The sequence below is a fragment of the Paractinoplanes pyxinae genome (assembly GCF_026626335.1).
In the GTDB taxonomy this organism is placed as follows: Bacteria; Actinomycetota; Actinomycetes; order Mycobacteriales; family Micromonosporaceae; genus Actinoplanes; species Actinoplanes pyxinae.
On record NZ_JAPNTZ010000002.1, the window covers coordinates 163,470 to 188,998 of the forward strand.

Annotated in this window: 30 protein-coding genes; 17 read left to right on the forward strand and 13 right to left on the reverse strand. The window is 71.0% G+C overall.

Annotated features, from left to right (window positions below; translation table 11 throughout):
- The first annotated feature begins 395 nt into the window (after positions 1-395).
- The 3 genes from OWR29_RS05455 to OWR29_RS05465 are packed head-to-tail and all read left to right on the forward strand — an operon-like array spanning position 396 to position 1,800.
- Positions 396-974 (forward strand): hypothetical protein, encoded by a 579-nt coding sequence (locus OWR29_RS05455; RefSeq protein WP_267561387.1) that lies wholly within the window; start codon positions 396-398, stop codon positions 972-974.
- Positions 975-994: 20 nt separating this feature from the next.
- The gene (locus tag OWR29_RS05460) at positions 995-1,264 is read left to right on the forward strand and encodes a hypothetical protein (RefSeq protein ID WP_267561388.1); all 270 of its coding nucleotides are present in this window, start codon (positions 995-997) and stop codon (positions 1,262-1,264) included.
- An 11-nt stretch (positions 1,265-1,275) separates the two neighbouring features.
- The gene (locus tag OWR29_RS05465; RefSeq protein ID WP_267561389.1) at positions 1,276-1,800 is read left to right on the forward strand and encodes a GNAT family N-acetyltransferase; all 525 of its coding nucleotides are present in this window, start codon (positions 1,276-1,278) and stop codon (positions 1,798-1,800) included.
- Here OWR29_RS05465 and OWR29_RS05470 read toward each other — a convergent pair.
- The 3 genes from OWR29_RS05470 to ku are packed head-to-tail and all read right to left on the reverse strand — an operon-like array spanning position 1,766 to position 4,482.
- Positions 1,766-3,046, reverse strand: a complete 1,281-nt coding sequence (locus tag OWR29_RS05470) for an MFS transporter (protein WP_267561390.1) — start codon at positions 3,044-3,046, stop codon at positions 1,766-1,768. The genes OWR29_RS05465 and OWR29_RS05470 overlap by 35 nt on opposite strands.
- A gap of 40 nt (positions 3,047-3,086) precedes the next feature.
- Entirely contained in the window at positions 3,087-3,575 is a 489-nt protein-coding gene (locus OWR29_RS05475) for an NUDIX domain-containing protein (protein WP_267561391.1), read from the reverse strand.
- Positions 3,576-3,588: 13 nt separating this feature from the next.
- Positions 3,589-4,482, reverse strand: coding sequence for a non-homologous end joining protein Ku (gene ku / locus OWR29_RS05480; RefSeq protein ID WP_267561392.1), 894 nt, complete (start codon positions 4,480-4,482; stop codon positions 3,589-3,591).
- 92 nt (positions 4,483-4,574) lie between these two features.
- Between ku and ligD (OWR29_RS05485) the strand changes: the two genes are divergently transcribed.
- Genes ligD (OWR29_RS05485) through OWR29_RS05500 form a run of 4 tightly spaced genes read left to right on the forward strand, consistent with a single transcriptional unit; the run spans position 4,575 to position 7,208 of the window.
- Positions 4,575-5,522, forward strand: coding sequence for a non-homologous end-joining DNA ligase (gene ligD / locus OWR29_RS05485; protein ID WP_267561393.1), 948 nt, complete (start codon positions 4,575-4,577; stop codon positions 5,520-5,522).
- The gene (gene ligD, locus OWR29_RS05490) at positions 5,515-6,420 is read left to right on the forward strand and encodes a non-homologous end-joining DNA ligase (protein ID WP_267561394.1); all 906 of its coding nucleotides are present in this window, start codon (positions 5,515-5,517) and stop codon (positions 6,418-6,420) included. The genes ligD (OWR29_RS05485) and ligD (OWR29_RS05490) overlap by 8 nt, the downstream gene beginning before the upstream one ends.
- A 33-nt stretch (positions 6,421-6,453) precedes the next feature.
- Positions 6,454-6,798: a PadR family transcriptional regulator gene (locus tag OWR29_RS05495; RefSeq protein WP_267561395.1), complete on the forward strand. Its 345-nt coding sequence runs from the start codon at positions 6,454-6,456 to the stop codon at positions 6,796-6,798.
- A complete protein-coding gene (locus OWR29_RS05500; RefSeq protein WP_267561396.1) occupies positions 6,795-7,208 on the forward strand; it encodes an HAAS signaling domain-containing protein in 414 nt (137 codons plus the stop codon). The genes OWR29_RS05495 and OWR29_RS05500 overlap by 4 nt, the downstream gene beginning before the upstream one ends.
- Position 7,209: 1 nt before the next feature.
- Here the strand turns inward: OWR29_RS05500 and OWR29_RS05505 are convergent, their stop codons facing one another.
- Both OWR29_RS05505 and OWR29_RS05510 read right to left on the reverse strand, forming a co-directional pair.
- On the reverse strand, positions 7,210-8,871 hold the full coding sequence (locus OWR29_RS05505) for a DNA repair helicase XPB (protein WP_267561397.1): 1,662 nt from the start codon (positions 8,869-8,871) through the stop codon (positions 7,210-7,212).
- 138 nt (positions 8,872-9,009) lie between these two features.
- Positions 9,010-11,445 (reverse strand): helicase-associated domain-containing protein, encoded by a 2,436-nt coding sequence (locus OWR29_RS05510; protein WP_267561398.1) that lies wholly within the window; start codon positions 11,443-11,445, stop codon positions 9,010-9,012.
- Between the two features lie 85 nt (positions 11,446-11,530).
- Between OWR29_RS05510 and OWR29_RS05515 the strand changes: the two genes are divergently transcribed.
- The 3 genes from OWR29_RS05515 to OWR29_RS05525 are packed head-to-tail and all read left to right on the forward strand — an operon-like array spanning position 11,531 to position 12,853.
- Complete coding sequence (locus OWR29_RS05515) at positions 11,531-11,734, forward strand: hypothetical protein (protein WP_267561399.1); 204 nt, start codon at positions 11,531-11,533, stop codon at positions 11,732-11,734.
- 58 nt (positions 11,735-11,792) lie between these two features.
- Entirely contained in the window at positions 11,793-12,416 is a 624-nt protein-coding gene (locus OWR29_RS05520) for an HAD family hydrolase (RefSeq protein WP_267561400.1), read from the forward strand.
- A 50-nt stretch (positions 12,417-12,466) separates the two neighbouring features.
- A complete protein-coding gene (locus OWR29_RS05525) occupies positions 12,467-12,853 on the forward strand; it encodes a cold-shock protein (RefSeq protein WP_267561401.1) in 387 nt (128 codons plus the stop codon).
- Between the two features lie 4 nt (positions 12,854-12,857).
- On the opposite strand, the gene OWR29_RS05530 is transcribed toward OWR29_RS05525, so the two are convergent.
- From OWR29_RS05530 to OWR29_RS05540, 3 genes are all read right to left on the reverse strand, one after another.
- Positions 12,858-13,670: a 1,4-dihydroxy-6-naphtoate synthase gene (locus OWR29_RS05530; protein WP_267561402.1), complete on the reverse strand. Its 813-nt coding sequence runs from the start codon at positions 13,668-13,670 to the stop codon at positions 12,858-12,860.
- Positions 13,671-13,741: 71 nt separating this feature from the next.
- Positions 13,742-14,368 (reverse strand): futalosine hydrolase, encoded by a 627-nt coding sequence (locus tag OWR29_RS05535; protein WP_267561403.1) that lies wholly within the window; start codon positions 14,366-14,368, stop codon positions 13,742-13,744.
- Between the two features lie 231 nt (positions 14,369-14,599).
- A complete protein-coding gene (locus tag OWR29_RS05540; RefSeq protein ID WP_438872553.1) occupies positions 14,600-16,648 on the reverse strand; it encodes an MFS transporter in 2,049 nt (682 codons plus the stop codon).
- Between the two features lie 44 nt (positions 16,649-16,692).
- On the opposite strand from OWR29_RS05540, the gene OWR29_RS05545 reads away from it, so the two are divergent.
- Positions 16,693-17,565, forward strand: coding sequence for a DUF3027 domain-containing protein (locus OWR29_RS05545; RefSeq protein WP_438872554.1), 873 nt, complete (start codon positions 16,693-16,695; stop codon positions 17,563-17,565).
- On the opposite strand, the gene OWR29_RS05550 is transcribed toward OWR29_RS05545, so the two are convergent.
- On the reverse strand, positions 17,562-17,774 hold the full coding sequence (locus OWR29_RS05550) for a DUF2530 domain-containing protein (RefSeq protein ID WP_267561893.1): 213 nt from the start codon (positions 17,772-17,774) through the stop codon (positions 17,562-17,564). The genes OWR29_RS05545 and OWR29_RS05550 overlap by 4 nt on opposite strands.
- Positions 17,775-17,947: 173 nt before the next feature.
- Between OWR29_RS05550 and OWR29_RS05555 the strand changes: the two genes are divergently transcribed.
- The 4 genes from OWR29_RS05555 to OWR29_RS05570 all read left to right on the forward strand — a co-directional run bounded on the left by OWR29_RS05555 (position 17,948) and on the right by OWR29_RS05570 (position 21,791).
- On the forward strand, positions 17,948-19,372 hold the full coding sequence (locus OWR29_RS05555; protein WP_267561405.1) for an NCS2 family permease: 1,425 nt from the start codon (positions 17,948-17,950) through the stop codon (positions 19,370-19,372).
- A 61-nt stretch (positions 19,373-19,433) separates the two neighbouring features.
- On the forward strand, positions 19,434-19,895 hold the full coding sequence (locus OWR29_RS05560; RefSeq protein WP_267561894.1) for a MarR family winged helix-turn-helix transcriptional regulator: 462 nt from the start codon (positions 19,434-19,436) through the stop codon (positions 19,893-19,895).
- 67 nt (positions 19,896-19,962) lie between these two features.
- The gene (locus OWR29_RS05565; RefSeq protein ID WP_267561406.1) at positions 19,963-21,282 is read left to right on the forward strand and encodes an MFS transporter; all 1,320 of its coding nucleotides are present in this window, start codon (positions 19,963-19,965) and stop codon (positions 21,280-21,282) included.
- A 59-nt stretch (positions 21,283-21,341) separates the two neighbouring features.
- Positions 21,342-21,791, forward strand: coding sequence for a hypothetical protein (locus OWR29_RS05570; RefSeq protein ID WP_267561407.1), 450 nt, complete (start codon positions 21,342-21,344; stop codon positions 21,789-21,791).
- Here OWR29_RS05570 and OWR29_RS05575 read toward each other — a convergent pair.
- Complete coding sequence (locus tag OWR29_RS05575; protein WP_267561409.1) at positions 21,779-22,114, reverse strand: hypothetical protein; 336 nt, start codon at positions 22,112-22,114, stop codon at positions 21,779-21,781. The genes OWR29_RS05570 and OWR29_RS05575 overlap by 13 nt on opposite strands.
- 54 nt (positions 22,115-22,168) lie before the next feature.
- Between OWR29_RS05575 and OWR29_RS05580 the strand changes: the two genes are divergently transcribed.
- Entirely contained in the window at positions 22,169-22,783 is a 615-nt protein-coding gene (locus tag OWR29_RS05580) for a TetR/AcrR family transcriptional regulator (RefSeq protein WP_267561410.1), read from the forward strand.
- A gap of 22 nt (positions 22,784-22,805) precedes the next feature.
- Here OWR29_RS05580 and OWR29_RS05585 read toward each other — a convergent pair whose 3' ends face one another.
- The gene (locus OWR29_RS05585; protein WP_267561411.1) at positions 22,806-23,252 is read right to left on the reverse strand and encodes an anthrone oxygenase family protein; all 447 of its coding nucleotides are present in this window, start codon (positions 23,250-23,252) and stop codon (positions 22,806-22,808) included.
- A gap of 91 nt (positions 23,253-23,343) precedes the next feature.
- Between OWR29_RS05585 and OWR29_RS05590 the strand changes: the two genes are divergently transcribed.
- A complete protein-coding gene (locus OWR29_RS05590) occupies positions 23,344-23,943 on the forward strand; it encodes a TetR/AcrR family transcriptional regulator (protein WP_267561412.1) in 600 nt (199 codons plus the stop codon).
- On the opposite strand, the gene thpR is transcribed toward OWR29_RS05590, so the two are convergent.
- Both thpR and sepH read right to left on the reverse strand, forming a co-directional pair.
- Entirely contained in the window at positions 23,913-24,440 is a 528-nt protein-coding gene (thpR, locus tag OWR29_RS05595) for an RNA 2',3'-cyclic phosphodiesterase (protein ID WP_267561895.1), read from the reverse strand. The genes OWR29_RS05590 and thpR overlap by 31 nt on opposite strands.
- Entirely contained in the window at positions 24,389-25,465 is a 1,077-nt protein-coding gene (gene sepH, locus OWR29_RS05600) for a septation protein SepH (protein ID WP_267561413.1), read from the reverse strand. The genes thpR and sepH overlap by 52 nt, the downstream gene beginning before the upstream one ends.
- Between the last annotated feature and the right edge of the window lie 64 nt (positions 25,466-25,529).

A 25,529-nucleotide genomic window follows, 5' to 3' on the forward strand; every position in this document is an offset into this window, starting at 1 on the left:
CCAAGCGCCCCGGCGGGTTAGGGCGCACACGGTTCGTTCAGTGCGCAGCCGTGCGCCACAGGCGAGTTAGCGGGCGCTGAATCCGTTCGGTGCCCCAGCCCAGCGCCCCAGGCGGGTTGGGGCGCGCTCGGTTCGTTCGGTGTGCAGCCGAACGCCCCGGGCGGGTTGGGGCGCGCTCGGTTCGTTCGGTGCGCAGCCGTGCGCCACAGCGGGTTGGCGGGCGCTGAATCCGTTCGGTGCCCCAGCCCAGCGACTCAGGCGGGTTAGGGACGCTCGGCTCGTACGGTGCGCAGCCCAGCGCCCGGGCGGGTTAGCGGGCGCTCGATCCGTTCGGTGCGCAGGCCAGCGCCTCGGGCGAGCTTGCGGGGCTCAGCGGGTGCGTACGATCTTGGGTCGTGGGGAGCAGCTATCAGACGGTTCTGGCCAGTGGTGAGCTCGACGACGTGAGGGCCGGTGTCTCGGCGTCCGGGCAGCGGGCGGTGATCATGCCGGTTGGCGAGCGTCGGTGGGCGGTGGTGCCGGCGCAGGAGGACGGCGTGTACGCCGAGACCGAGGGGCTGGCGGCTCGGCTCAGCGTGGGTGGGCCGGCGGCGTCGTTCAGTGTGTTCGACTCCGACGTTCTGGTGGCCATGCTGTTCCGGGGTGGCGCGGCGTACCACGAGTTCCTGTCGGACCAGTCCTTTCTGATGGAGGGCTGGGACGACGACGACAACGAGGTCCTGTACGACATGCTGGGCCGGCCCTATCTGCCCGACGACACTCCGCCGACCGGGCCGTTCGGAGCCGATGCGGCCGCCTTCGCGCCGCTCGGGGTGGGGTCCGTCGACGAGGGTGAGCTGAGTGCGGCGCTGCGGCAGGGGGCTCGCGACGCCGTCGAGTGGCATCACGCCATCGTGCATGCGCTCAAATTCGCCGACGCGCGGCCGCTGACCATGACCTACGACGAGGCCGCGGCGTCCGGGCTGGGTGTCTGAAAACGTCGTACGGTGGGGGCATGGCCAAGCCTCAAATGCGCCCGCCCGCGGCATCGGACGACACAGCGGCACCCGGCGACGCGGAGTCGATGCCGGCTCAGGTGTTCGGGGTGGTGACCGCGGACAGCCGCTGCCCCACCTGCGGCAAGGTGGTCACCGACGTGAACGCCGAGCCGCTCGACTATCAGGAGCTCGAGGACGGGTCGCTGCTCGTCGAGTCGGTCGTGTTCGTCGTGCTGCCGTGCGGGCACGACTTCACCCGGCCGGTGGAGACCCGCGAGAATCTCTAAGCTGACCCGCCATGGACGCTTACGGGGATCAGGTTCGGTTGCGGGCCATGGATGTGGCCGACGCCGAGGCGTTGTGGCGGTGGAACCACGACGCTGAGGTCATGCGGTGGATGGACGAGGGGTACGCCGAAACAACCGCCCAGGTGGCCAAGTGGCTCGGGGAGCGGCCCGAGAACGCGTACGGTGACGTGCTTTTCGGTGTCGAGGAACCCGGCGGCACCTTGATCGGGCTGGTGCGCCTGCACGGCGCCGAACCGGAGACCGGGATCGCCGAGCTGGACATCTACCTCGGTGAGAAGGACTTCTGGGGTAAGGGCTACGGCACCGACGCGATGCGGACCGCTTGCCGGTACGGGTTCGAGAAGATGCGCCTGCGCAAGATCAACCTGACTGCGGTGGTCGAGAACGAGGCCGCCGTCCACATCTACCGCAAGGTCGGCTTTATCGAGGAGGGCCGCCTGCGCCAGGTGTTCCGCCGCGACGGCGAGTGGATCGACAAGTTCACGATGGGCCTGCTGGCGCACGAGCTGCGCTAGCCGCCAGCCAGGCGTCGTCGGCGGCCTTCTTGAGGGCCATGCCGTCCTTGCCGTCGTAGCGCAGGAAGCGGGGCAGCGCCAGGGCCAGCGCCGCGGTGCCGGCGACGCACAGAACGCCGCCCACCCAGATCGAGCCTCCGACACCCAGCCGGGTACGGGCCATCAGCCCCGAACGCAGTTGGCCCAGCAGCGGGCCGGTGGTGTACGACAGCATCTCGATCCCGGCCAGGCGTCCGCGCAGGTGGTCGGGGATGGTCTGGCTCCAGATGATCGAGCGGAAGATCCCGGAGACCATGTCGGCCGCGCCCGCGAAGGTCAGGCACAGCAGCGTCAGCCACAGCCAGTGCGACAGCCCGACCCCGACGATGCCGACGCCCCACAGCGCGGCCGCGATCACCACCATCAGGCCGTGCCGGTGCACCCGTCCGGTCCAGCGGCTGGTCAGCGTGGCCAGCATCGAGCCGACCGCGGGTGCCGCGTACAGCAGGCCCAGGATTTTCGGCCCGCCCAGCTGGGTGGCCAGGAACGGGTACAGCGCCTGCGGCATGCCGAAGAACATGGCGTTGATGTCGACCAGATAGGTGCCAAGCAGTTCGGGGCGTGATCGCGCGTAGCGCAGGCCGGTGACCACGGCGCGGATCGACGGGCGGTCGGCGTCGGGTGGGGGCGGCACGGCCCGTACGAGCGTCAGGCACAGCAGCGACGCGGTGAACGTGAGCAGGTCGAACGCGTACACCCAGGCCAGGTCGACCGCCGAGATCAGCAGACCGGCGACGGCGGGCCCGCCGACCTGCGCGATCTGTGAGCTGAAGGCCTGCAGCGACATCGTGGCGGGCAGTTCCTCCGGACGCACGAGCCGGGGCACCATCGCCTCGAGGGCCGGCCGTTGCAGGCCGTCGACCGTCGCCGTCAGCGCCGCCACCACGTACAGCAGCCACAGGTGAGGCTCGTGCGAAAGAGCGTTGACCAGCAGTACGCCGGTGAGCGCGGCCAGAGCGAACTCGCCGCCCCGCACCAGCAGGCGCCGGTCGAGATAGTCGGCCAGCGCCCCGCCGACGAACGCCATGACCAGCAGCGGCACGAGCTCGCAGACGCCCAGCAGCCCGACCATCAACGGGTCGTCGGTGATCGCCGCCACCTGGAAGGGGATGGTGACGTACGTGATGAAGGACCCGAAGCCGCTGATCGAGCCGCCGACGAAGACGAGGCGGTAGTCGCGCGAGGTGCGTAGCGGGGTCAGGTCCACGCAGGGGATCGTGCCTGACGGGACCGGCGGCGGGCGACCGTTATTTCATGACCAGGCGGCCGGTGGACTCGAACTCGGCCAGGTCGGCCAGGGTCTCGTCGAGGACGAACGACTTGGTGCCGGGCAGCGCGTCGAGCGGGAAGAAGCCGGCGTCGACCGACTCCTCGGTCTGGCGCAGCAGTTCGCCCTCCCAGGTGTGGATGCGGAAGGACATGAGGATCTGCTGGTACGTGTGCCCGTAGTCGTTCGTGTAGGTGTACGCGCTGTAGAAGGCGAACGGCGTGAGCGACGTGGCCCGCAGGCCCGTCTCTTCCCACACCTCGCGGATCGCGCAGTCCTCCATGCTCTCGCCGAGCTCCATCGCCCCGGCCGGGATGGCCCAGCGGTGGTTGTCGGACCGCTGGATCAGCAGCAGCCGGTTCTGGTCGTCGAGGATCACACCCCGCGCCCCGACGAAGAGGATCGTGTCGGAGTCCCCGACGCTCGCCCGCACCTTGCCCAGGTAAGACTCAGCCCACGTCAATGCCACGGGCCAACTCTAGTCACGCCGACTTCTTGACGGCCTTCTTGGCGGCGGGAGCGGTCTTCTTGGCCGCAGCTTTCTTAGCCGGCGCTTTCTTGGCCGGCGCTTTCTTGGCGGGCGCAGGCGCCGCCTCCCCGCGCGCGGCCTTCGCCCTTTCCACCGACGCCTTCAAGGCGGCCATCAGGTCGACCGCGGCCGCCGGGGCCTCCTCGGTCTCTTCCGGCTGGACGATCTCGCGGCCCTCGACCTTGGCGTCGATGACCTCTTGCAGCGCGGCCCGGTAGTTGTCGGTGAACTCCTCGGCCTTGAAGCTGCCCGCCATCGAGTCGATCAGCGAGCTGGCCATGGCGAGCTCGGCCGGCCTGGTCTCGATGTCTTCGTCGAGGAAGCCGAAGTCGGGGGTGCGCACCTCGTCCGGCCAGAGCATGGTGTTGAGCACCAGCACGCCCTCGTGCACCCGCAGCGTGGCCAGCTGCTCGCGCTGGCGGATGGCGATCTTGACGATGGCGACCCGGTCGGCGTCCTGCAGCGCGTCGCGTAGCAGCACGTACGGCTTGGCCGCCTGTCCCTCGGGCTCGAGGTAGTACGACTTGGCGAACAGGATCGGGTCGATCTGCTCGGCCGGCACGAACTCGAGCACGTCGATGGCGCGCGACGTGGTCAGCGGCAGATCGGCGAAGTCCTCGTCGGTGAGGATGACCATCTCGCCGCCGCCGATGTCGTAGCCCTTGGCGATGTCGTCGTAGCTGACCACCTCGCCGTCGACCGAGCAGGTGCGCTGGTATTTGATCCGGCCTCCGTCGGTGCGGTGCACCTGGTGGAACCGGATGTCCTTCTCCTCGGTCGCCGAATAGAGCTTGACGGCGATGGACACCAGGCCGAAGGAGACCGCGCCCTTCCAGATCGCTCGCATGACAACTCCTGTACCCAGGGTGAGACGACCTGATCAGGATGGCATCACTGAGACCCCTGCGTAAGGTGTTCGATCCTGCCTATGGTGATCGGGTGCCTGGTGCGCCGCTGTCTCCCATGCTCGCGACCGCCGGCGCGCTGCCGGTCGGGCCGGGGTGGAGCTACGAGTTCAAGTGGGACGGGGTACGGGTTCTCGCGCTCTTCACCGAAGGTCCACCCGACCTGTTCGCGCGGTCCGGGGCGGTCGTGACGGCGGCGTACCCCGAGATCGCCGAGCTCCGCCTGCCCGCGGGCACGCTGGTCGACGGCGAGATGGTGGTGCTGGACGCGGCCGGGCGGCCGTCGTTCACCGCGCTGGCCGAGCGCATGCATGTGCGCGAACGTCTGCGGGCGGCCCGGCTGGCGGCGACCCTCCCGGTGACGTACATGGTCTTCGACCTGTTGTTCCACGACGGCGACGACTACACCGGGCTGCCCTATCGGGCCCGGCGCGAGAAGCTCGAGCAACTGGGCCTGGCCGGGCCGCACTGGATGGTGCCGCCGTCGTTCGGCGACGGGCCGGCCACCGCCGACGCGGCCCGTGAGAACAGCCTCGAGGGCGTGGTGGCCAAGCGGGACGATTCGGTCTATCTGCCCGGCAGCCGCTCGCCGGACTGGGTCAAGGTCAAGTTCGACCGCACCGGCGACTACGTGATCGGCGGCTGGCGGTCGGGCGTCCGCAAGCTGGGCGGCCTGCTGGTCGGGGTGCCGACGCCGGACGGGCTGGCCTTCCGGGGGCGGGTCGGCGGCGGCATCGGCGCCGTGGCCGAGAAAGAGCTGCTGGCCGCCCTGGAGCCGCTGGCCACGCGGCAGTCGCCGTTCGCGGCCGGTGCGGTTCCCCGTGAGGATTCCCGAGGAGCCCACTGGGTACGACCGGAACTGGTGGTCGAGGTCCGCTACGGCAACCGGACGCCGGACGGGCGGCTGCGCTTCCCCCGGTACCTGCGCCTGCGCGACGACAAGTCTCCCGAGGAATGCGCGGAGGAGGACGAGGATGCCTGACCGGTTCCCCGTGTCGATCGAGGGGCGCGACCTGGAGTTGTCCAACCTCGACAAGGTGATGTACCCGGCCGCCGGGTTCACCAAGGGCGAGGTCATCGACTACTACACGCGCATCGCCCCGGTCATGCTCCCGCACCTGGCCGACCGGGCGGTGACCCGCATCCGCTTCCCGAACGGCGTCGACGGGATGCACTTCTTCGAGAAGAACAAGCCCGGGGGTACGCCGGGGTGGGTCCGCCTCGAGACGCTGCCCGTGCCGGGGTCGACCAAGAGCCGCGAGACGATCGACTTCGTGGTCGTCGACGAGCTGGCCACCCTGGTCTGGCTGGCCAACCTGGCCGCGCTCGAGCTGCACACCCCGCAGTGGCGGATCGGCGAGGACCCGGACCTGCTGGTGGTCGACCTCGACCCGGGAGCACCGGCCGGGCTGAAGGAGTGCAGCGCGGTGGCCATGCTCATGCGCGACCGGCTCGAGGCGGACGGGGTCTCGGCGTACCCGAAAACGTCGGGCAAGAAGGGCATGCAGCTCTGCTGTCCGATCTCGGGAACGCAGAACTCCGAGCTCGTTTCCGCGTACGCCAAAAAGGTCGCGGAAGAGCTGGCGGCGATGGTTCCCGGCTCGATCACGGCCAAGATGGCCAAGGCCGTGCGGCCGGGCAAGATCTTCATCGACTGGAGCCAGAACAACGCGGCCAAGACCACGGTGACGCCCTATTCGCTGCGGGCCCAGGCAGAGCCGACCGCCTCGACCCCCCTGACCTGGGACGAGGTGGAAGCGGTGGCCACCGGCGCCGAGGAGCCCAGGCACTACCGCGCGGCCGAGGTGCTGGAGCGCGTCGAAAAGCACGGCGACCTCATGAAAGACCTGCTCGAACGCGGCCCGGAGCTACCCGTCTAGACCTACCTTGCGACGCAAGGTACTGTGTCGCGCATGGCAGATGATTCGCAGCTGGCGACGAGTCTGCGCCGCGGCACGCTCGAGTTCTGCGTCCTGGCCATGGTCGAGACCGAGGACAGGTACGGCAACGAGCTCGTGCGACGGCTGGGCGAGGAGCCGAGCCTTGCCGCCGGCGAGGGCACGATCTATCCGCTGCTCTCCCGGTTGCGCCGGTCGGGTTGGCTGGAGAGCAAATGGGTCGAGTCGCCGAGCGGCCCCCCGCGGCGCTACTACGGCTTGACCCCGGGCGGGCGCTCGGCGCTCGACCACTTCCGCACCGAGTGGGTGCAGTTCCGACAGACCGTCGACCGACTTGTGGGCACAGGTGAGGCCGCATGAAGACCCAACCGAACGACGTCGTCGCCGAATACCTGCGCGAGGTCGACCAGCGCCTGGCCGGCATCCCCGTCCTGCAGCGCCGGGAACTGCTCAACGACCTGGCCGCGCACATCGCCGCCGAGCAGGCCGAGCGCAACCTGGCCAGCGAGGGCGAGATCATCGAGGTGCTCGAGCGGCTGGGCAGCCCCGAGGTGGTGGCCGCGGCCGCTCACGAAGAGGCGGGCACCCGCTTCACGCCGCCGCCCGCCCGCAGTCGCAACAAGACCTGGCTGATCGCCGCGATCATCGCCGGGGCGGTCGTGCTCGTGCTGTTCCTCTGCGCCTTCCTGGCCTTCACCGGCCGCGACAGCAGCGTCGAAGGCCCGGCCCAGCCGGCGGTGACGGCGGATGCGCCGTCACCGACGACCTGAGTCAGTCGATCTGGGGCAGCGCCGGGCCGAGGATGTCGTCGGCGTCGACGATTGTGTACGCGTAGCCCTGCTCGGCCAGGAAGCGCTGGCGGTGGGCGGCGTACTCGGTGTCGATCGTGTCGCGCGAGACGACCGTGTAGAAGTGCGCCTGGCGGCCGTCGGCCTTCGGGCGCAGCACCCGGCCCAGGCGCTGAGCCTCTTCCTGCCGCGAGCCGAAGGTGCCGGAGACCTGGATGGCCACCGCCGCCTCGGGCAGGTCGATCGAGAAGTTGCCGACCTTGGACAGCACCAGCGTGCGCAGCTCGCCGGCCCGGAACGCGTCGAACAGGCGCTCCCGCTCCTTGTTGGTGGTCGAGCCCTCCACGATCGGGGCGTCCAGATATTCGCCGAGCTGGTGCAGCTGGTCGAGGAAGCCACCGATGACCAGCACCGGCTCGTCGGGGTGCTTGTCGACCAGCGCCTTGACCACCGGCAGCTTGGTGCGCGCGGTGGCGGCCACCCGGTAGCGCTCCTCGGCCTCGGTCACCGCGTACGCCATCCGCTCGGCGTCGGTCAGCGTGACCCGCACCTCGACGCACTCGGCGGGGGCGATCCAGCCCTGGGCCTCGATGTCCTTCCACGGGGCGTCGTAGCGCTTGGGGCCGATCAGCGAGAACACGTCGCCCTCGCGGCCGTCCTCGCGCACCAGGGTGGCGGTCAGGCCGAGCCGGCGGCGGGCCTGCAGGTCGGCCGTGAACCGGAAGATCGGGGCCGGCAGCAGGTGCACCTCGTCATAGATGACCAGGCCCCAGTCGCGGGCGCCGAACAGGTCGAGGTGGGGATAGGTGCCACCGCGACGCGACGTGAGCACCTGGTACGTCGCGATGGTGACGGCGCGGATCTCTTTGCGCTCGCCGCTGTACTCGCCGATCTCGTCCTCGGTCAGCGACGTGCGCGCGATCAGTTCACGCTTCCATTGCCGGCCGGCCACCGTGTTGGTGACCAGGATCAGCGTCGTGGCCTTGGCCGTGGCCATCGCGGCCGCACCGACCAGCGTCTTTCCGGCGCCGCAGGGCAGCACCACGACACCCGAGCCGCCGGCCCAGAAGCCGTCGACCGCCTCTTGCTGGTACGACCGGAGCGTCCAGCCGTCCTCGGCCAGGTCGATCGGGTGGGCCTCGCCGTCGACGTACCCGGCCAGGTCTTCCGCCGGCCAGCCCAGCTTGAGCAGCGCCTGCTTGAGGCGGCCCCGCTCGGACGGGTGGACCGCGATGGTCTCGTCGTCGATCTTGGCGCCGAGCATGCCGGCCAGCTTCTTGGACTTCGCCACCTCGACCAGCACGATCTTGTCGAGGCCGCGCAGGACCAGGCCGTGGCCGGGGTCGTTGACCAGCTGCAGCCGGCCGTAGCGGTCCATCGTCTCGGCCACGTCGACCAGCAGCGCGTGCGGCACCGGGTAGCGCGAGAACTTGATCAGCGAGTCGACCACGCTCTCGGCGTCATGCCCGGCGGCGCGCGCGTTCCACAGGCCGAGCGGGGTCAGCCTGTATGTGTGCACGTGCTCCGGCGACCGTTCGAGCTCGGCGAACGGGGCGATGGCCATCCGGCACGCCTTCGCGTCCGGGTGGTCGACTTCCAGCAGGAGGGTCTTGTCGGACTGGACGATAAGTGGTCCGCCGCTCACCTGTAACACCCTTCGAAGAGCTCACACCGACCCTCCAGTCTGACACGAGTTCGGTGCAACCTTCCGGCCCGCGATCACGTTGATAGGGAGCGCGGGGGAGGCGGGTCGCACCCGACGGGGGTGTGCGACCCGCGCGCCTCAGTTCTCTTCGTCCGGCACCGCCGCGGTTATCCGGTGCAAGGCGAAGGTGTGAAGCGTTTCCGTACGCTCGTCCTCCGCCCGCAGATAGCCGGCGCTCAACGACACCGGGCGCACCAGCCGCGAGAGCGTGGCCCCGTGCGAGTCGACATAGCCCACCCACACGCGTGCCTTTTCCCGTACTGCCTGCTGCAGCACCGCCATGGCCTGGCCGTGCTGCTGCACCGAGGTCAGCCCCGGCACGCCCTGCCCGTTGGCCGCCCGCACGCTCACCGGCGCCCGGCGGGCCGCCCGGGTGGCGATGTCCCCGCGGCGGATCTGCTCGACCACCCCGGCCAGCCGCGGCCCGGCCAGCACCGGCGGACCGGCCTGCTCGGTCAGGCGGGCGGCCACCGACGTACGGGTGGGGGCGCGACGCACCTTGGGCCGGGTCAGCACGGCCACGCCGCCCGCGTCCTCGGCCACCGGCGCGAAGCCCGCCTCCCGCAGGCCGCCCAGCAGCCGCGCCACCTGCAGCGGACTGACCAGCACGGTCGGCGCGATCTGACGCAGCCCGAGCGAGCCCAGCCGCTTGTCGGCCATCACCTCGGCCAGCAGCGCCTCGTCGTCGCTGCGCAGATACGACCCGGCCGACCCGGCCCGCAGGCCGCCGTGCTTACGGGCGGCGTCGTCGATCATGTAGCTCAGCGTCTGCGGCACCGGGGTGCGCGACCGGCGGCGGAACAGCGAGTGCAGGTCGGCCGCCGTGTAACCGACGTCGAGGGCCCGCCGCACGCTGGCCGCGGTGACCCGGAACACGCTCGCGCCACCGGCCGACTCGGGCTCGGCCACCACGTCGAGCTCGGCCGCCAGCTCGGGCTCGGGCGGCCCGGGCACCACCACGGACAGGTCGGCCTGCACCAGCACGTGGTCGACCGGGGCCGGGAGCAGGGCGTCCAGCGTGCGCACGACGTCGCCCGGCGGTTCGGTCGCGCCCGGGTGCACGCCGAGCGGATCGCCGTCGGCGTCGTCGACATCTTCGAACAACAGACGCCCGTACGAGGTGATGGCCCCGAGGGCGGTCACCCCCAGCGCGGCCGCGCCGGCCAGAGCATCACGGTGGGCCGCCTCACGGCCGCGGGCCCGCCGGGGCGTCTGCCAGGCGAGCAGGCCCAGCACCTCGTCGACCTGGGGCGCCGTGCCCGGCTTGAGGTCGGCCAGCACCAGCAGACCCTCGCGCCGGGCCTGCGGGGCGCCGGCCCGCTCGGCGTCGGGGGCCAGCGCGTTGATCGGGCGGTCCCGGTCGTCGCGCTGACCGACCAGGCTCGGCTGCCGGGTCATGGCCAGCCAGGCCCGGGCCAGCGACACCCAGCGCTGGGCGCTGCTGAGCGCGCGCCACAGGTCGTAGGCGCCGGTGGGCAGGAAGATCTCGTCGACCGCGCCGGACGCACGGCTCACGGTCACCGAGCGCGAGGTGCCGGCCGCGTCGGCCTCGCCGAGCAGGCCGGCCGCGTGCGTCACCTCGAGCAGCAGGGCGGCGTTCGGCTCGTCCAGGCCGGCCGCCTTGGCCAGACGCTTCAGGTCGCGGACGCCCAGACCGCCGGCCCGCAGCACCGGAGCCGGCTCGGCGGCCAGCGCCTCGAGCAGCGATTCCGCGCTGCGGACGGCCTCCATCACCTGGCCCGCACCGGCCGAGTCGACGGACTTCGGATCGCGAGCCGTGCCCTCGGGAATGGGCGGGAACGGCCGCAGCGGGCCCAGCGGGCCGGTGTCGCGGCGCAGCAGCAGGCCCACCTCGCGGGGCAGTTCGACCAGCTCACCGTCGGGGCGCGGGGCCCGGCCGGCCTCGCTGATCGGCACCAGCACGTGGTTGTCGACCAGCCAGCGCACCGGTGGGGCGCTTGGCTGGGAGTCACGCCCGAGCGCGCCGATCGGCGGACCGGCGGCCAGCCTGTCCAGGACGGCCCGAGCGCCGGGTGGGGCCGCGAGCACCGTACGGCGCAATTTGGCCTTGTCGGCGCAGAGCGCCGCCGCCTGCGGATCGAGGAAGTCGGCGGGCCGGCCCAGACCGGCCGGATAGGGCGAGGTGACCTCGTCGATCGCGGCCACCAAGTGCAGGGCGTCGTCGGCGCCGAACATCAGGAACCGGACGCGGAGGCGTTCGACGGCGACGCGGACGTCCGCCGGCTCGACGTCGCAGGCGAGCTCGAGAATCGCGTCGATCGAGGTCAGCGCCGTCTCGGCCGACCGGCTGAGCCGGGCCGCGTCGAGGACGGCGAGGGTGAACTCGTCCAGGCCGTCGAGGCAGCGGGCGACCGAGCCGCGGGACTGCGCGCGCACGGCGAGAGCGGACACGTCGGCGGGCACGGGCACGACGAGGTCGGGGCGCAGCTGGACGAGCGCGCTCAGCGCCTCGTCGGTGAGCGACCGCAGGTGATCGGCGAATGTGGTGGCCATCGTGTTCAACGCTAGCGACCGTGGGACGATATTGGAGTGCCCGGCTCGTCCGGGGCTTCGTTCGTCGGGATTGAAGGGGACATCAGTGGCCGCGAAGAACACTCTGCCGGGAACCGACGTCAAGGGCGGCGCGGCCGACCGTCAGACGCAGCCGCGCGGGCCCGAGGATCACTTCAACGTGTCGGAAATCGTGTCCGACCGGGCCGCCGCGCCGTCGCCCTTCGGTGACGACCAGAGCTTCCCGCTGCCGGTCGAGCAGCTGCACTACATCCCGTCGACCCCCGCGTGAGCTCTCACCTGCGGATTTCTCATGTGATCGGGCCGCGTGCCGGTCGGGGCCGCCGGTCATGACGCAGGCGGTCGGGTTCGACCTGGACATGACCCTGATCGACTCCCGGCCGGGCATTCGTGCCGCCTACCAGGCGCTGACCGCCAAGACGGGCGTCTTCGTGGACGCCGACCTCGCGGTCAGCCGGCTGGGACCGCCGCTGCGCACCGAGCTGGCCCACTGGTTCCCGGCCGACCGGATCGAAGAGACGGTCACCACCTACCGGGCCCTCTACGCCGAGTACGCGATCACTCCCACCGTGCCGATGCCGGGCGCGGTCGAGGCGCTGGCCGCCGTGCGTGAGATGGGCCTCCGTGTCGTGGTCGTCACATCGAAGCTGGGCCGGCTGGCTCACCTGCACCTCGACCATCTGGGCATCGTGGCCGACGAGGTGGCCGGAGATTTGTTCGCTGAGGGCAAGGCGACGGCGATCACGGAGCACGGCGTGGGCTGGTACGTCGGGGATCACGTGGCCGACATGGTCGCGGCGCACACCGCGGGCGTGCCGGGTATCGGCGTGGCCACCGGGCCGTGCTCGCCCGACGAGCTGAGGGACGCCGGGGCCGCGTACGTGTTGAAGGATCTGACCGGCTTGCCGCCCCTGCTGCGCGAGATTGCAGTTGGGACCGGGCCCGCCGCTTAAGTAGCCTTGCCGTGAGCGGATGTTTCCTTTGAGTGAAGTTGAGGTCAGCGGTGCCCACGGGTCGAGTGAAGTGGTACGACGCGACGAAGGGATTCGGGTTCGTCACCAGCGATGAGGGCGGCGACGTGTTCCTGCCCAAGGGCGCGCTGCCGGCCGGGGTGGCCGAGTTGAAGACGGGTCAGCGCGTCGAGTTCGGCGTGGTCGACAGCCGCAAGGGCGCCCAGGCGATGGGCGTCAAGCTGATCGACGCGCCGCCGTCGCTGGCCGAGCTGCGGCGCCGGCCCGCCGAAGAGCTGCACAGCATGGTCGAAGACATGATCAAGGTGCTCGAGTCGCAGGTGCAGCCGGGCCTGAGCCGCGGCCGCTACCCCGACAAGCGAGTCGCCCAGAAGATCGCGCAGCTGGTCCACGCGGTCGCGAAAGAGTTCGAGGTCTGAGCTCTCAGAGGAACGGCTTCACAGCAGGCGTGAGACCCGCCGCTGCCGCACGCTGCAACAGGGCGTCGGCGGCGGCGAGTCCGTCCCGGCCCAGTTCCAGCGTGAACTCGTTCACGTAGAGGTCGATGTGCTGCTGGACGACCTCGGGCTCCATCTCTTGCGCGTTGGCCAGCACGAACTTGCGGCTCGCGTCGGGGTTGGCCCACGCCATGCTCACCGAGTTACGGATCCACTCGGTGGCCTCGGCCGGGTCGACCGTGCCCTTCTTGGCCAGGATCGCGCCCAGCGGGATGGGCAGGCCGGTGTCCGACTCCCACCACTCGCCCAGGTCGGCCAGGGCGGTGAGGTTGTAGCGCTGGTAGGTGAAGCGGGCCTCGTGGATGACCAGGCCGGCGTCGAACCGGCCCTCGGCCACGCCCGGCATGATCTGGTGGAACGGGACCACCTCGATGCGCTCGGGCGCCCGGTCGGCCGACCAGAGGCGGAACAGCAGATAGGCCGTCGTCCGGTCGCCGGGCACGGCCACCGTCTTGCCGGCCAGGTCGAGCCCCGGCTCGCGGGCCAGCACCAGCGGGCCGCAGCCGCGGCCGAGCGCGCCGCCGGTGGGCAGCAGCTCGTAGTCGTCGAGCAGCCAGGGCAGCGCCGCGTAGCTCACCTTGACCAGGTCGAACTCGCCCCGCTCGGCCGCCGTGTTCGTCACGTCGACGTCGGCGAAGGTCAGATTGACCTCGGGCGTGCCCGGGATGAGCCCGTGCACCAGGGCGTGGAAAACGAACGTGTCATTGGGACACGGGGAGACCGCGAGAGAGAGCGCCACGGCGTCCACGCTAGAGGGTGCCCGAGGTCAACAGGCGTCACGACGGCTGTCTCTCATCCCACACGGTGAAGTTATCCACAGGCTGTCCACAACCGGCCGGAAGCTGTGGATAACGCGGCGAAGGCCTCCTTCAGCCGCCACGCGCCGCGGTCCCGAGGGCCGATCGGGTTCGAGATGGTGCGCAGCTCGGCAAAGGGAAGACCGGCGGCGGCCACGGCGACGCCGTACCCCTCCATGGCCTCGGCCACAGCCTGTGGATAACTTTTCGCCAGGCGATCGGCGGTCGCCTGAGTGCCGGTGACCGTGCTGAGAGTCACGACATCACCGACGACGGCATCCGGCAGTTCGGCGGCCAAAGCCTTCACGAGGGCCGGGTCGGCGCTGATGACGCTGGTGCCGAAGCCGAGCTCGTCGACGGGCAGGAAGCCGTCGGAGGTCTCGGCGCCCAGATCGGCGGCGATGCTGCGAACGCCGAGGACGACCGAGCCGACGGGAGCCCGGCCGACGAATCCGCCGGCGATGCCGGCCGAGATGACGGCGCAGTAGTTGCCGGTCGCGAGCAGGCGGGCCGTGCCGGCGGCGGCCGCGGCCGGACCGACACCGACCGGCTCGACCACGACGTGGGTGGGGTCGGCGCCGGCGCGTACGGCCTCGGCCTCAGCGGCCACAGCCGTGACCACCAACAGCGGCAAAGTCATCAGTCAGCCCCTCATTTTCTCAGCTCACACGCTTGGGACGCGCCAGAAGCCGACCCGCACACAGAGCCCACCCTCCCTGAGGGGGGACCCCCACCTCGGACATTGTGGCGAGTTTTGTGGATCTTTGCTGAGCGCGAGCCGGGTGCCTGTGGATAGGGCGGAATTGTGGATAACGCGCTCGTCGCCGAGCAGCGGTTGACCTGCCGGCCGCTCGGGCCGGGACTGCGCCATTCAGCGGTTCTGGTCGTCGGGGCCCGAGCCGTTGGTGGGGTGGTCGGCTGAGGTCGGCCGGTACACGTGGAAGCCGGGAGGCGCGAGCGCGGCGTCGGGCTTCGGCTGTGGAGTGGGCTCCGGCGGGGCGGGCGGCGGCTCGGCGGCTGGCGGCGGGGGTGGCGGCGGCTGGGTGGCGCGCTTGTCTTTGCGGCGGCTGAACCAGCTCTTCTTGGGCTCGCCGGGGTCGACTCGGGTGGGCGGGCCGTCGGTGGTGGGGCGGTCGCCGCGTCCTTGGGTGGTTCGGCCGCTTCCGCTGGTGGCGCTTCGGGTGGGCGGCGGAGTGTTGTTGGGGCGCGTGTGGGTGGGGACGGTGGGGGCGTCCGGCCACGGGTCGCTGGGGTCGGCTGATCCTCGGATCCAGCTGTCGGCTGGGCGGCGGGTTCCGGGCGGGCTCGGCGGTGCCCAGGGCGAGGCGGGCTCGTCAGCTTCCGGGTTGAAATACGCGGCGTCGCCGGCCCCTGAGCGGGAGCCGGTCCCTGAGCCGGAGCCGGTCCCTGGGCCGGAGCCGGATGCGGAAGCGGAGCTGGTCGCGGAAGCGGAACCCGAGCCCGAGCCCGAGGTGGAACCTGAGCTGGATGTGGATGATGCGGTGCCGGCGTGGGCCGGCTCGCGGTCGGTGGCGGCGGGGGTGGGCTCGTCGACTCGGCCGCTGAGGCGTTCGTTGTGCAGGCGGGCGGCCACCCAGCCGGCGCGGGCGGCGGCCGCCACGGCCAGCACGGTGGCCAGGGCCACGCCGAGGCGGCCGGGGAGGGGGATGATGCCGATGCCGCCGCCGAGGACCCAGGCGATCATCAGCACTGTTTCGGAGTGGGCGAAGGCGCTGGCCCGCAGGCGTTCGGGCACCCTTTCCTGGATGCTGGCGTCGACGGCCAGTTTGGCTATGCCGCTGAAGATGGCCACCAGCAGCGCCAGCAGGGTGACCGTGGCCAGGCTGTAGAACAGCGTGGTCAGCACGCCCACGGCGGCCACCACCGTCAGGCCCGTCGACTGCAGGGCCAGCGGGCGGCGGATGCGCAGCCTGGTGCCGACGGCGGTGGACAGGAACGTGCCGACGGCCAGGGCGCCGCCGATCAGGCCGACCGCGCCCTGGCGGCCGATGTCGTTGCCCAGGACCGTCGTGTCGAGCTCGTCGGCCATGATGACGAAGGCCAGGAAGAGCAGCATGAAGCCGTACAGCAGGCGCAGGCTGGCGCTGCCGATCAGCGTGGCGATCACCAACTTGCCGGCGAGAGGGCGGTCTTCCCCGCGGGGCAGGCGCAGCATCGCCCGCCACGGGCGCGGCACCGCCTCGGGCGGGTCGGAGTCGGCTCGGGGTGGCAGGCGCAGGGAGACCACCATGCCGACGATGAAAATGATCATTGCGACGCGCAGTGGCCACTGCGGGCCGAACTTGAAGGCGAGCAGGCCCACGGGGGCGACCACTGCGCCCGCGAAGGTGCCGTAGACGCTGGCCCGGGCGCCGACCTGGGACAGGCCGATGCCCTCGGGCAGGAGCCTCGGCACGGCAGCTGAGCGAGCTACGCCGTACGCGCGGGAAAGCGCCAGCACCCCGAAGGCCGCCGGATAGAGGCCCCAGCCGAAGAGATGATCGGAGATCACATAGGCCAGGAACGCCCGGCCCAGCATGGTGACCGCCAGCGCGTAGCGGCGGCCGTGCCGGAAATGGTCGAGCAGCGGCCCCACCACGGGCGCCAGCAGGGCGAACGGCACCATCGTGATGAGCAGGTAGAGCGCCACCTTGCTGCGCGCCTCGCCCAAGGGCACGTTGAAGAAGATCGTGCCGGCCAGGCCGATGGCGATCAGCGTGTCGCCCGCGCACGAGAGCGCGTGCAGGTCGAAGAGCCGGATCATGCCCTGCTCGTTGGCGGCGCCCCGGGCCCGCGCCGTGCCGACCCGGCGGGTGGCCCACGCGCCACCGCGCACCGAGCCCCGCACCAGCAGGCGGGCCGCCTTGATGCTGGTGCCGACGGTGCGTCCGAGCGAGGGAAGCAGCGGCATGGTTCCCATCCTGACTGATCCAGGCGAGTGCTGTCCCGTCCCGCGCGCGCCGGATGTGGGGGAGTCGGTGCGGAACATCAGTCCCGGTGGGGGACAATGAATATGTGACGACTCGCACCACCACTCGCGCCGCCCGTCTCGACCAGGTTTGTGCCGACGCGGTCGGGATCGCGCGCGGCGCGATCACCGATGTGGACCCGGCCGACATCGGCGAGCATCTCGAGGCCATCGCCGAGGGCGACCGTCTCGTGACCCACCTTTTCGAGAGCCACCTGGCGGGCTACCGAGGCTGGCGCTGGGCCGTCACGGTGACCCGGGTTCCGCGCAGCCGGCACGTCACGGTGTGCGAGACGGTGCTGCTTCCGGGGCCCGACGCGCTGCTGGCCCCGGGCTGGGTGCCGTGGAACGAGCGGCTGCAGCCGGGCGACCTCGGCGTGGGCGACCTCATGCCCACCGCGCCCGACGACGAGCGGCTGGCCCAGGGCTACGTGCTGAGCGACGACCCCGCCGTCGAAGAGGTCAGCTGGGAGCTCGGCCTCGGCCGGTCCCGGGTGATGTCGCGCGAGGGCCGCATCGACACGGCCCAGCGGTGGTACGACGGCGAGGCCGGCCCCGAGGCGCCGATCTCCGCCGCCGCGCCGCGCAACGCCCGCTGCGGCACCTGCGGCTTCTACCTGCCGCTGGCCGGTTCGTTGCGGGCGATGTTCGGCGTCTGCGGCAACCTCTACGCCCCCGACGACGGCCGCGCGGTCAGCTCCGACCACGGCTGCGGCGCGCACTCCGAGGCGCTGCTGGGCTCGGCCGAGCAGCCGGTCGAAGAGCTGCCCACGGTGTTCGACGACAGCGAGGTCGAGTCGGTCGCGGTCAGCCGGGGCCACGGCTCGGTCGAAGAGAGCGAACCGGCCGAGGACTACGGCCACAGCTAGGTCTGTGAGGTCACCCGGAACTCGGGGTGGGTCAGGGCCCGCCGGCGGCGGCGGTGCCGGTCGTGCACGATCATCGTGATCAGGCCGGGGATGCCGGCCAGGAAGCCGGCGATGCACACGTGCAGCCACCGGTCGGGACCGTCGGCCAGCAGCACGATCAGCGCGGCGACGGCGAAGGCGGCCAGCCCGCCGACGGCGAACGGGACCATGGGTGGATCCAGCGGCTCGACCCGGGGCTTCGGTTCACTCACACGGACAGGATAGGTCGGCGGAGATCACGGGTACGTCCCTGTGACAGGGCCGACATCCCTCGGTTTTGCGCAGGTCATCGAGGGCTGAGAACATTCCGGCGACGCATACCCCGTGATCCGGAGAGAGCCGCATGTCCACCGCAGCCGATACACGTACGTCGAAGAATGGTTTTGACCGGTTCTTTGAGATCTCGGCGCGGGGTTCGACCCTCGGCCGCGAGGTCCGTGGTGGCCTGGCCACCTTCTTCACGATGGCCTACATCGTGGTGCTCAACCCGCTGATCATCGGGAACGGGGTCGACGGGGACGGCGGCCAGTTGCCGATCGCCGCCCTGGCCGCCGGCACCGCGCTGGTGGCGGGCGTCATGACCATCCTGATGGGAGTCGTGGCCAGGTTCCCGCTCGCTCTGGCGGCCGGGCTCGGTGTCAACGCCCTGGTCGCGTACGAGATCGCACCCGAAATGACCTGGGCCGACGCCATGGGTCTGGTCGTGATCGAGGGTGTGCTCATCGCCATCCTGGTGCTCACCGGCCTGCGCGAGCTGGTCTTCCGGGCCGTGCCGACCCAGCTCAAGACGGCCATCGGGGTTGGCATCGGCCTGTTCCTGATGATCATCGGCCTGGTCGACGCCGGCTTCGTCAACCGCGTGCCGGACGCCGCCAACACCACCGTGCCGGTCGAGCTCGGCGTCGGCGGCAAGCTGGCCACCTGGCCGGCCGCGGTGTTCGTGATCGGCCTGCTCTTCACGCTGATCCTGTTCGTGCGCAAGGTTCGTGGCGCGATCCTGATCGGCATCCTCGGCACCACCGTGCTGGCGATCATCGTCGAGGCGATCGCGCACCCCAAGGGCTGGTCGCTGAACGTGCCCAAGCTGCCCGAGAAGATCGTGAGCACGCCCGACCTGTCGCTGATCGGCCACTTCAACGTGCTCGACTCGTGGTCGCGGGCGGGCTGGCTGGTCGTGCTGATGTTCATCTTCAGCCTGCTGATCACCGACTTCTTCGACACGATGGGCACGATGGTCGCGGTCGGCCAGGAGGGTGGGCTCCTGGACGAGCGGGGCATGCCGCCGCGTACGCGGGAAATCCTGCTCGTCGACTCGGTCGCGGCCGCCGCCGGTGGCGCCGCCAGCGTGTCGAGCAACACCGCGTACATCGAAAGCGCGGCCGGCGTCGGCGAGGGCGCCCGCACCGGCGCCGCGAACCTGGTCACCGGCGGTCTGTTCCTGCTCGCGATGTTCCTGACGCCGCTGGTCTCGGTGGTTCCGTTCGAGGCGGCGTCGACCGCGCTGGTGGTGGTCGGCTTCCTGATGCTGACCGCGATCCGGCAGATCGACTGGACCGATTACACGATCGCGGTGCCGGCCTTCCTGACGGTCACGCTCATGCCCTTCACCTACTCGATCTCCAACGGCATCGGGGCCGGTGTCATCTCGTACGTCGTTCTGAAGGTCGCCACGGGCCGGGCCCGCGAGATCCACCCCATCCTGTACGGGGTCGCCGTGCTCTTCGTCCTGTACTTCTTGCGTGGGCCGTTGGAGAGCTGGATCCTGTGACCGCAGTCATGACCTGTTCGAATGTCGTTAGCCAGGCTCATTAGCTAGGCTAAGAATCGTGATGGAGTGGCCCGTGGTGGCGGATCATGGCCTGGCCGGTCGGGAAAGTGCCGACGAGCTGGCCAAGACCGTGCGCGAGTCGATTCAGCGGTTGAACCGGCGGATCCGTCAGGCCCGCCCGGTCGGTGATCTCACCTTCAGCCAGCTCTCCGCGCTGACCAGCCTCCAGCTGGCCGGCGCGCTGACCCCGCGCGAACTGGCCGACGTGGAACGCGTCCAGCCCCCGACGATGACCAAGATCGTCGGGAAGCTGGAGGAGCGTGGGCTGGTCGCCCGGACCCCGCACCCGACCGACGGCCGGCAGGTCATCCTGTCGGCCACCGAACAGGGGCAGGCCGTGCACGCCCAGTTCGAGAAGGCGCGTAACGAGTGGCTGGCCTCCCAGCTGGCCGCTCTGGCGCCCGAGGACAGGGAGACGCTCGCGAAGGCGTCGGAGATTTTGCAGAAGATCTCCCGCGCCTGAGGGTTCGGCTACGCGGCGCTTCGTCACGTGACGATGACGCGTACGACCGAACAGGAGGCACAGCCGCGTGCGGTCAGTGCTCAGCACCACCTTCAGCTCGCTGCGAGTCCGCAACTACCGGCTCTTCGCCACCGGCCAACTGGTGAAGCTCGTCGGCGTGTGGATGATGTTCACCGCGCAGGACTGGCTGGTGCTCGACCTGTCCGGCAACTCGCCGGGCGCGCTCGGGGCGGTGACCTCGCTGCAGTTCCTGCCGGTGCTGCTGCTCACCCTCTATGCCGGCAAACTGGCCGACCGCTTCGACAAGCGGCGCCTGCTGGTGGCGGCCAACGCGGCCTTCGCGGTCACGGCGATCGCCCTCGCGGTGCTGGTCGCCTCGGGCCACGTCCAGTTGTGGCACGTCTTCCTCTTCGCCGGCCTGCTCGGCATCGCCAACGCCGTCGAGACCCCGGTGCGGCAGGCCTTCGTCTCCGAGCTGGTCGAGCTGCCGCTGCTGCCGAACGCGCTCGCCCTGTCGGCGGCCACGTTCAACACCGCGCGGATCGGCGGGCCGGCGCTGGCCGGGGTGGCGCTCGCGCTGTTCGACACCGGGCCGGTCTTCCTGATCGCGACCGTGCTCGCGGTGGCGCCGATCTTCAGCTACACCCGCATGCGGGCGGCCGAGCTGCGACCGGCGGAGCGACAGGCCAAGAAGGACGCCCGCATCGCCGACGGCCTGCGGTACGTGTGGAAGCGGTCCGACCTGATGCTGCCGATCGGGTTGATGTTCGTGGTCGGCATGATCGGCTTCAACTTCCCGGTCACCCTGGCCGCCCTCGCGAAGATCGACTTCAACGCGGGGCCGTCCACCTTCGGCCTGCTGACCACGGCCTTGGCGGTGGGTGCGCTGGGCGGGGCGCTGGCCGGTAGCGGCCGGCGGGCCCGCCCCGGGGCGTACGTGGTGATCGGGGCCGCCCTGGCCTTCAGTGTGCTCGAGTTCGTGGTTGGGTTCGCCCCGACCTTCGTGGTGGCCATGCTGTTGCTGGTGCCGACCGGGTTCTTCTCGATCTATCTGGCCCAGGCGGCCAACCACCGCGTGCAGATGGGCGTCGACCCGGAGTTCCGGGGCCGCGTGATGGCGCTCTACGTGCTGGTCTTCCTGGGCACGACGCCGATCGGGGCGTCGCTGGCGGGCTGGTGGGGTGAGCGCTTCGGGGTGGCGTCCAGCATCTCGGGCGCCGGGATCGTCTGTTTCGTCGCCTCGCTGGCCGCGCTCGTGTGGCAGCTGCGCACCAGCGGCGAGCGCCTTTCGGTGACGCTGCGCCCGAGGCCGCGCCTCCGCCTGGTGCAGTCCGTCCGGGAGCCCTTCGAGGCGTCGGCGGAGGAGAAACTGCCGTCGGCCGCCTGACGGGTATTTGGCAGAAAAAGGTATTCCGGTACAGGGCTGTTTCGAATTAGCTTCAGTGCGTGGCCCTGACGCACATGGTTGTGCTGACGGCGGCGCTCGTCCTCCCCCTGACCGTGCCCTACGCGGTGGCGGTCCGGCTGCGGCGCGACGAGTTCCGCCGCAAGCGCGCGTGCGCCGACAGCCCGGCCCACGTGGGTGCCTTGATCCGTCTTGACGAGTCGATCCGGGGCACCGATCCGGCCCACGTGCTGGCCCGCCTGGCGCCGCCCCCGATCGAGTGGCTGGCGCGTGACCTGCGCCGTCTCGACCGGCAGCGGCGGGGCGGGGTGACGCTCGAGTCGGTCCGCTGGCGGGCGGCCGTCATGCGCGCCTACGACGAACGGCTCTGCCTGGCCTGCCAATGCCTGGGCGTCACCGAAAACCTGCGTCCGCTCGATGGTCTCGATCGCGAAATTGAGCGCGTACGCGTGGAGGGCGCGCTCGAAGAGGCCGGTCTTCAGCTGCGCTGACCGGCCGGCCGCGCGGGCACCAGCACGGCCAACGCCACGGCGAGCACCGCCCCCAGCACGCTCGGGAGCCCGAGTTCGCCCTCGACCGCGTAGGACGCCGCCGAGGTGGCGAGCACGCCCCCGCTGTACGCGAAGGCGGCGGGCAGAGCCACCCGGGCGAGCCGGTCGGGCAGCACCGCCGCGACCGCCAGGGCGACGATCAGGATCAGGTCGGGCACCAAGAAGAGGTTGTCCGGGCGCCACGAGTCGTGGACGAAGAGAAAGACGAGCGTGGTCAGGCTGAGAAAGGCCGCCGCTATCCGGCCCCACTGGAGGAGTCGCATGTCTACACCGTAGACAAGGCCGCCTGAGTTGTCTACGGCGTAGACTGGTGTGCCGTGCCGCTGTCACCTGCCTCAATCGCCCAGGCCACGCTCGCGCTCGGCGACCGGGAGGGCGAGAAGGCGATGTCCATGCGCCGCATCGCCGCCGAACTGGGCTGCGATCCGATGGCCATCTACCGGCACTTCCCCAACCGGGAAGCGTTGCTCGATGCCGTCGCCGACGCGGTGGTCGACGAGGTGCCCGCGCCCGGCGACGAGGACTCCTGGGACGAGCGCATCCGGGTCGTTCTGGCCGGCATGCGGACGGTCGCGCTGCGCCACCCCGGCATCGCGGGACACGTCGCCTCCCGGCCGCCGCTCGGCCCCCGTGGGCGCCGGGTGGCGGGGACGTTGTTCGGGGCCCTGGCGGAGGCCGGGCTGCCGCCGGCCGATGTCGTCCGGGCCTTTCAAGCCCTGATCGCCTATGCGGCGGCCGGGCTGCAGATGGCGGTCGACGCGGGGGAGCGGGATGCGCGCTGGCAGCAGGTTAGCGACGCCATGGAGGGCCTGCCCGGTGATCAGATGCCCGTGGTGGGCTCGGCCGAGCAGTTCGAGTACGGCCTGCGGCTGCTGCTCAACGGCATCCGGCTCGAGGGCGAACAAGCCCGCCGCCTTACGCGAGAGCGGTGACCAGGGCAACAAGCGCGCCGCCTTACGCGAGAGCGGTGACCAGCAGGGCGAACGCGGCGATGATGACCGCGACGCGGAGGTAGTGGAAGCGGTCCCACCGGCTCATCTGCTGCTTCCAGTCTGCGGGCCGGGTCTCCGGCGTCCACGTCTTGGCCCGGTTGTTGATCGGGACGAGCAGCAGGACCGACATGACCACGCTGACGATGAGCAGGGCGCCGGCCGTGATGACCAGGCCTGTGCCGCCGTCACCCCAGCCCGCGACGGCCCAGATCGCGACGAGGACCAGCGAGCTGATGTACCAGACCGGCATCGCGGCGCCGAGCATCCGGCCGCCGTGGGCGCGACCCAGCTGACCGCTGTCGCCCGGGAGGGCGTCGAGGATCCGGTTGAGAACGACGGCGACGGCGAATTCGACCCCGACCATCACGCCGACGACCACCGTGGTGACAACTTGGAGCGAGGTGAGCATGACGACTCCATCCAGAATCTAGCGTTGATAGCGAATGAAGCAACGCTATATCTGCTGTCGCTCGGTTGTCTAGCGGTGCTAGGATTTCTTCATGTCGGTACAGGGACGCAAGGAGCGCGAACGAGCGGACCGCGAGCGGCTGATCCTGGCGACGGCCCGCGAACTCGCCGAGCAGCAGGGGTGGGAGGCGGTGACCACCCGCCGGCTGGCCGAGCGCATCGAGTACAGCCAGCCCGTCCTCTACAGCCACTTCCGGGGCAAGCGCGAGATCATCGGCGCCGTCGCGCTGCAGGGTGCGGCCGAGATGGCGACGGCGTTGCGGGCCGCGGCGGCCACGGCCGACGAGCCGCGCGGGCGGGTCGCCGCCCTGGCTCAGGCCTACCTGGACTTTGCCGCCCGCAACCCGGCTGTCTACGACGCCATGTTCCAGCTCGACGGCGGCCTGGCGTTCGCCCAGGCGGACACCCCGGAACCGCTGAAGGAGGGGTTCGCCGCGTTGCTGGGCAGCCTGAGCGAGGTCGCGGGTGACGGCGTCGACCCAGGGCTGTTCACCGAGGTGTTCTGGGCGGCCCTGCACGGGCTGGCCACCCTGACCCGGGCGGGACGGCTGCCGTCCGAGCACGCCGAACGCCGGACGGAACTGCTGGTCGACCGGTGGGTTCAGAGCGGCCAGGAAGCCAAGCGCTCGTAGCGGCCCTCGCTGCTGCTCATCAGCTCGAACGACGTCACCGGCCACGGAGCGCCCTCATGAGCGGCCAAGGCACGGCGTAGGGCGCCGTCCGAGTGGTACGAGACTGTCAGGTGCGGACGGAACGGGCGATCGTCGCTGGGGAAACCGCCTAGGGTCAGCGCTTCCCGTACGTCTTCCCGCAGCTCAGCCAACTGCGCGAGATCACCCTCGACGCCGGCCCAGGCCGCCGAGCCGAACTGGCCGCCACCGCTCAGGCGCAGCTCGAACGGGCCGGGCGACGGCACGTCGGCCAGCACGGGCGCGACCGTCGACGGTGGCGCGTCGCCCAGGAAGACCAGGGTGAGATGCCACTTCTCGACAGGCGTCAGCCGTGAGGCGGGCGGGAGAACACCGCGCAGCGCCTCCAGCGGAGACGCCGGCGGGAAGATGCCGACGAAGAGCCGCGTCAGGACGACTCGCGGGCCGCGGGACCGCCCCCGAAGAGGACGTCGTCCCAGCTCGGGAGCCGCTTGCGGGGCTTCGCCTCGTCGGTCTCGGACGGCTGCTGACCCTGGCCGACCGTGCGCCGGGGGCGCAGGACCGCCAGCGACGGCACGGCGGGAACCTCTTTGGGGAGGTCGGAGTCTTCGTCGAAGGCCGAGCCGGAACCGCCGCCGAGCAGGGCGGCGGCGCCACCGGCGACCGGGCGGCGCGGGGACTCGGCCGGGCCGGCGTCGAGGCTGCGGCCGCCGGACGGGCTGAGTGGACGGTCGAGCGAGGCCAGCAACGCGTCCCGGCCGGCCCGGATCGGGTCGCGGGTGGGGCGCTGCGGAGCCTCGGCGGCGGGCAGGCCGTGGCCGCCGCGGGCCGGTTCCGCCGTACGGGCCGGGCCGGGCAGGCCGTGGCCGCCCCGCTCGGTGAAGGCCCGCTCGGGCGCGGGTTCCTGCCCGAGGATCTGGGTCGGGCGCTCGGCGCACAGGTATTGCGCCATGTCGTCGTGCGGGGAGACGACCTGGCGTCCCTTGTCGAGATCCCAGATGGCCTGGGCCGTCGCCTTGCCGGACGGCCAGGTGGCGACAATGCGCCACGTGCCGTCCTCACGCCGGAACGCGTCCCACGAGATCTTCTCGGTGTCGATGCCGTGCTGGGACAGGCGGCTGTCGACCACCTCGGCCAGGGCGGCGCCGGAGTCGGAGGTCTTGAGGCGGGTGCGGCGCGCGTGCTGGGCCAGCATGGCCCGCTCTTGCAGCACCGGGCCCGCGTAGCGGAGCACCCGGTCGACCGGGACGCCGGCGATGCGGGCGACCTCTTCGGCCGACTCGCCGGAGCGAATGCGGGACTGGATGTCGCGCGGAGACAGGGAGGGCTGAGCGTCGGGCGCCATGACGGCGACCGCGGACCCGGGTGAGACCGGGTGCCCCTCGTGACTGATCGCAGAAGAGATGCGGTCGTCGATGGGAAGAGCCAGGAGCCGGCCGACCTCATCGGCGAGCACCATGGCCTGACCGTCCTCGGAGAGGGCGACGAAGCGTACCGGCCGCATGCGTTGCCTCCGTCCCGTCGCGTTGGCCTGTGCCCCGAGAGTCAGCCACCCGGGCGCGTTTCGG

Coding starts and splice junctions, on each gene's coding strand:
- OWR29_RS05460 (WP_267561388.1), top strand. CDS start 995: ATGGCCAAGCCTCAAATGCGCCCGCCCGCGGCATCGGACGACACAGCG.
- OWR29_RS05465 (WP_267561389.1), top strand. CDS start 1,276: ATGGACGCTTACGGGGATCAGGTTCGGTTGCGGGCCATGGATGTGGCC.
- ku (WP_267561392.1), bottom strand. CDS start 4,482: ATGCGAGCGATCTGGAAGGGCGCGGTCTCCTTCGGCCTGGTGTCCATC.
- ligD (WP_267561394.1), top strand. CDS start 5,515: ATGCCTGACCGGTTCCCCGTGTCGATCGAGGGGCGCGACCTGGAGTTG.
- OWR29_RS05495 (WP_267561395.1), top strand. CDS start 6,454: ATGGCAGATGATTCGCAGCTGGCGACGAGTCTGCGCCGCGGCACGCTC.
- OWR29_RS05500 (WP_267561396.1), top strand. CDS start 6,795: ATGAAGACCCAACCGAACGACGTCGTCGCCGAATACCTGCGCGAGGTC.
- OWR29_RS05510 (WP_267561398.1), bottom strand. CDS start 11,445: ATGGCCACCACATTCGCCGATCACCTGCGGTCGCTCACCGACGAGGCG.
- OWR29_RS05520 (WP_267561400.1), top strand. CDS start 11,793: ATGACGCAGGCGGTCGGGTTCGACCTGGACATGACCCTGATCGACTCC.
- OWR29_RS05535 (WP_267561403.1), bottom strand. CDS start 14,368: ATGACTTTGCCGCTGTTGGTGGTCACGGCTGTGGCCGCTGAGGCCGAG.
- OWR29_RS05540 (WP_438872553.1), bottom strand. CDS start 16,648: ATGGGAACCATGCCGCTGCTTCCCTCGCTCGGACGCACCGTCGGCACC.
- OWR29_RS05545 (WP_438872554.1), top strand. CDS start 16,693: ATGTGGGGGAGTCGGTGCGGAACATCAGTCCCGGTGGGGGACAATGAA.
- OWR29_RS05550 (WP_267561893.1), bottom strand. CDS start 17,774: ATGGTCCCGTTCGCCGTCGGCGGGCTGGCCGCCTTCGCCGTCGCCGCG.
- OWR29_RS05555 (WP_267561405.1), top strand. CDS start 17,948: ATGTCCACCGCAGCCGATACACGTACGTCGAAGAATGGTTTTGACCGG.
- OWR29_RS05560 (WP_267561894.1), top strand. CDS start 19,434: ATGGAGTGGCCCGTGGTGGCGGATCATGGCCTGGCCGGTCGGGAAAGT.
- OWR29_RS05575 (WP_267561409.1), bottom strand. CDS start 22,114: ATGCGACTCCTCCAGTGGGGCCGGATAGCGGCGGCCTTTCTCAGCCTG.
- OWR29_RS05585 (WP_267561411.1), bottom strand. CDS start 23,252: ATGCTCACCTCGCTCCAAGTTGTCACCACGGTGGTCGTCGGCGTGATG.
- OWR29_RS05590 (WP_267561412.1), top strand. CDS start 23,344: ATGTCGGTACAGGGACGCAAGGAGCGCGAACGAGCGGACCGCGAGCGG.
- sepH (WP_267561413.1), bottom strand. CDS start 25,465: ATGCGGCCGGTACGCTTCGTCGCCCTCTCCGAGGACGGTCAGGCCATG.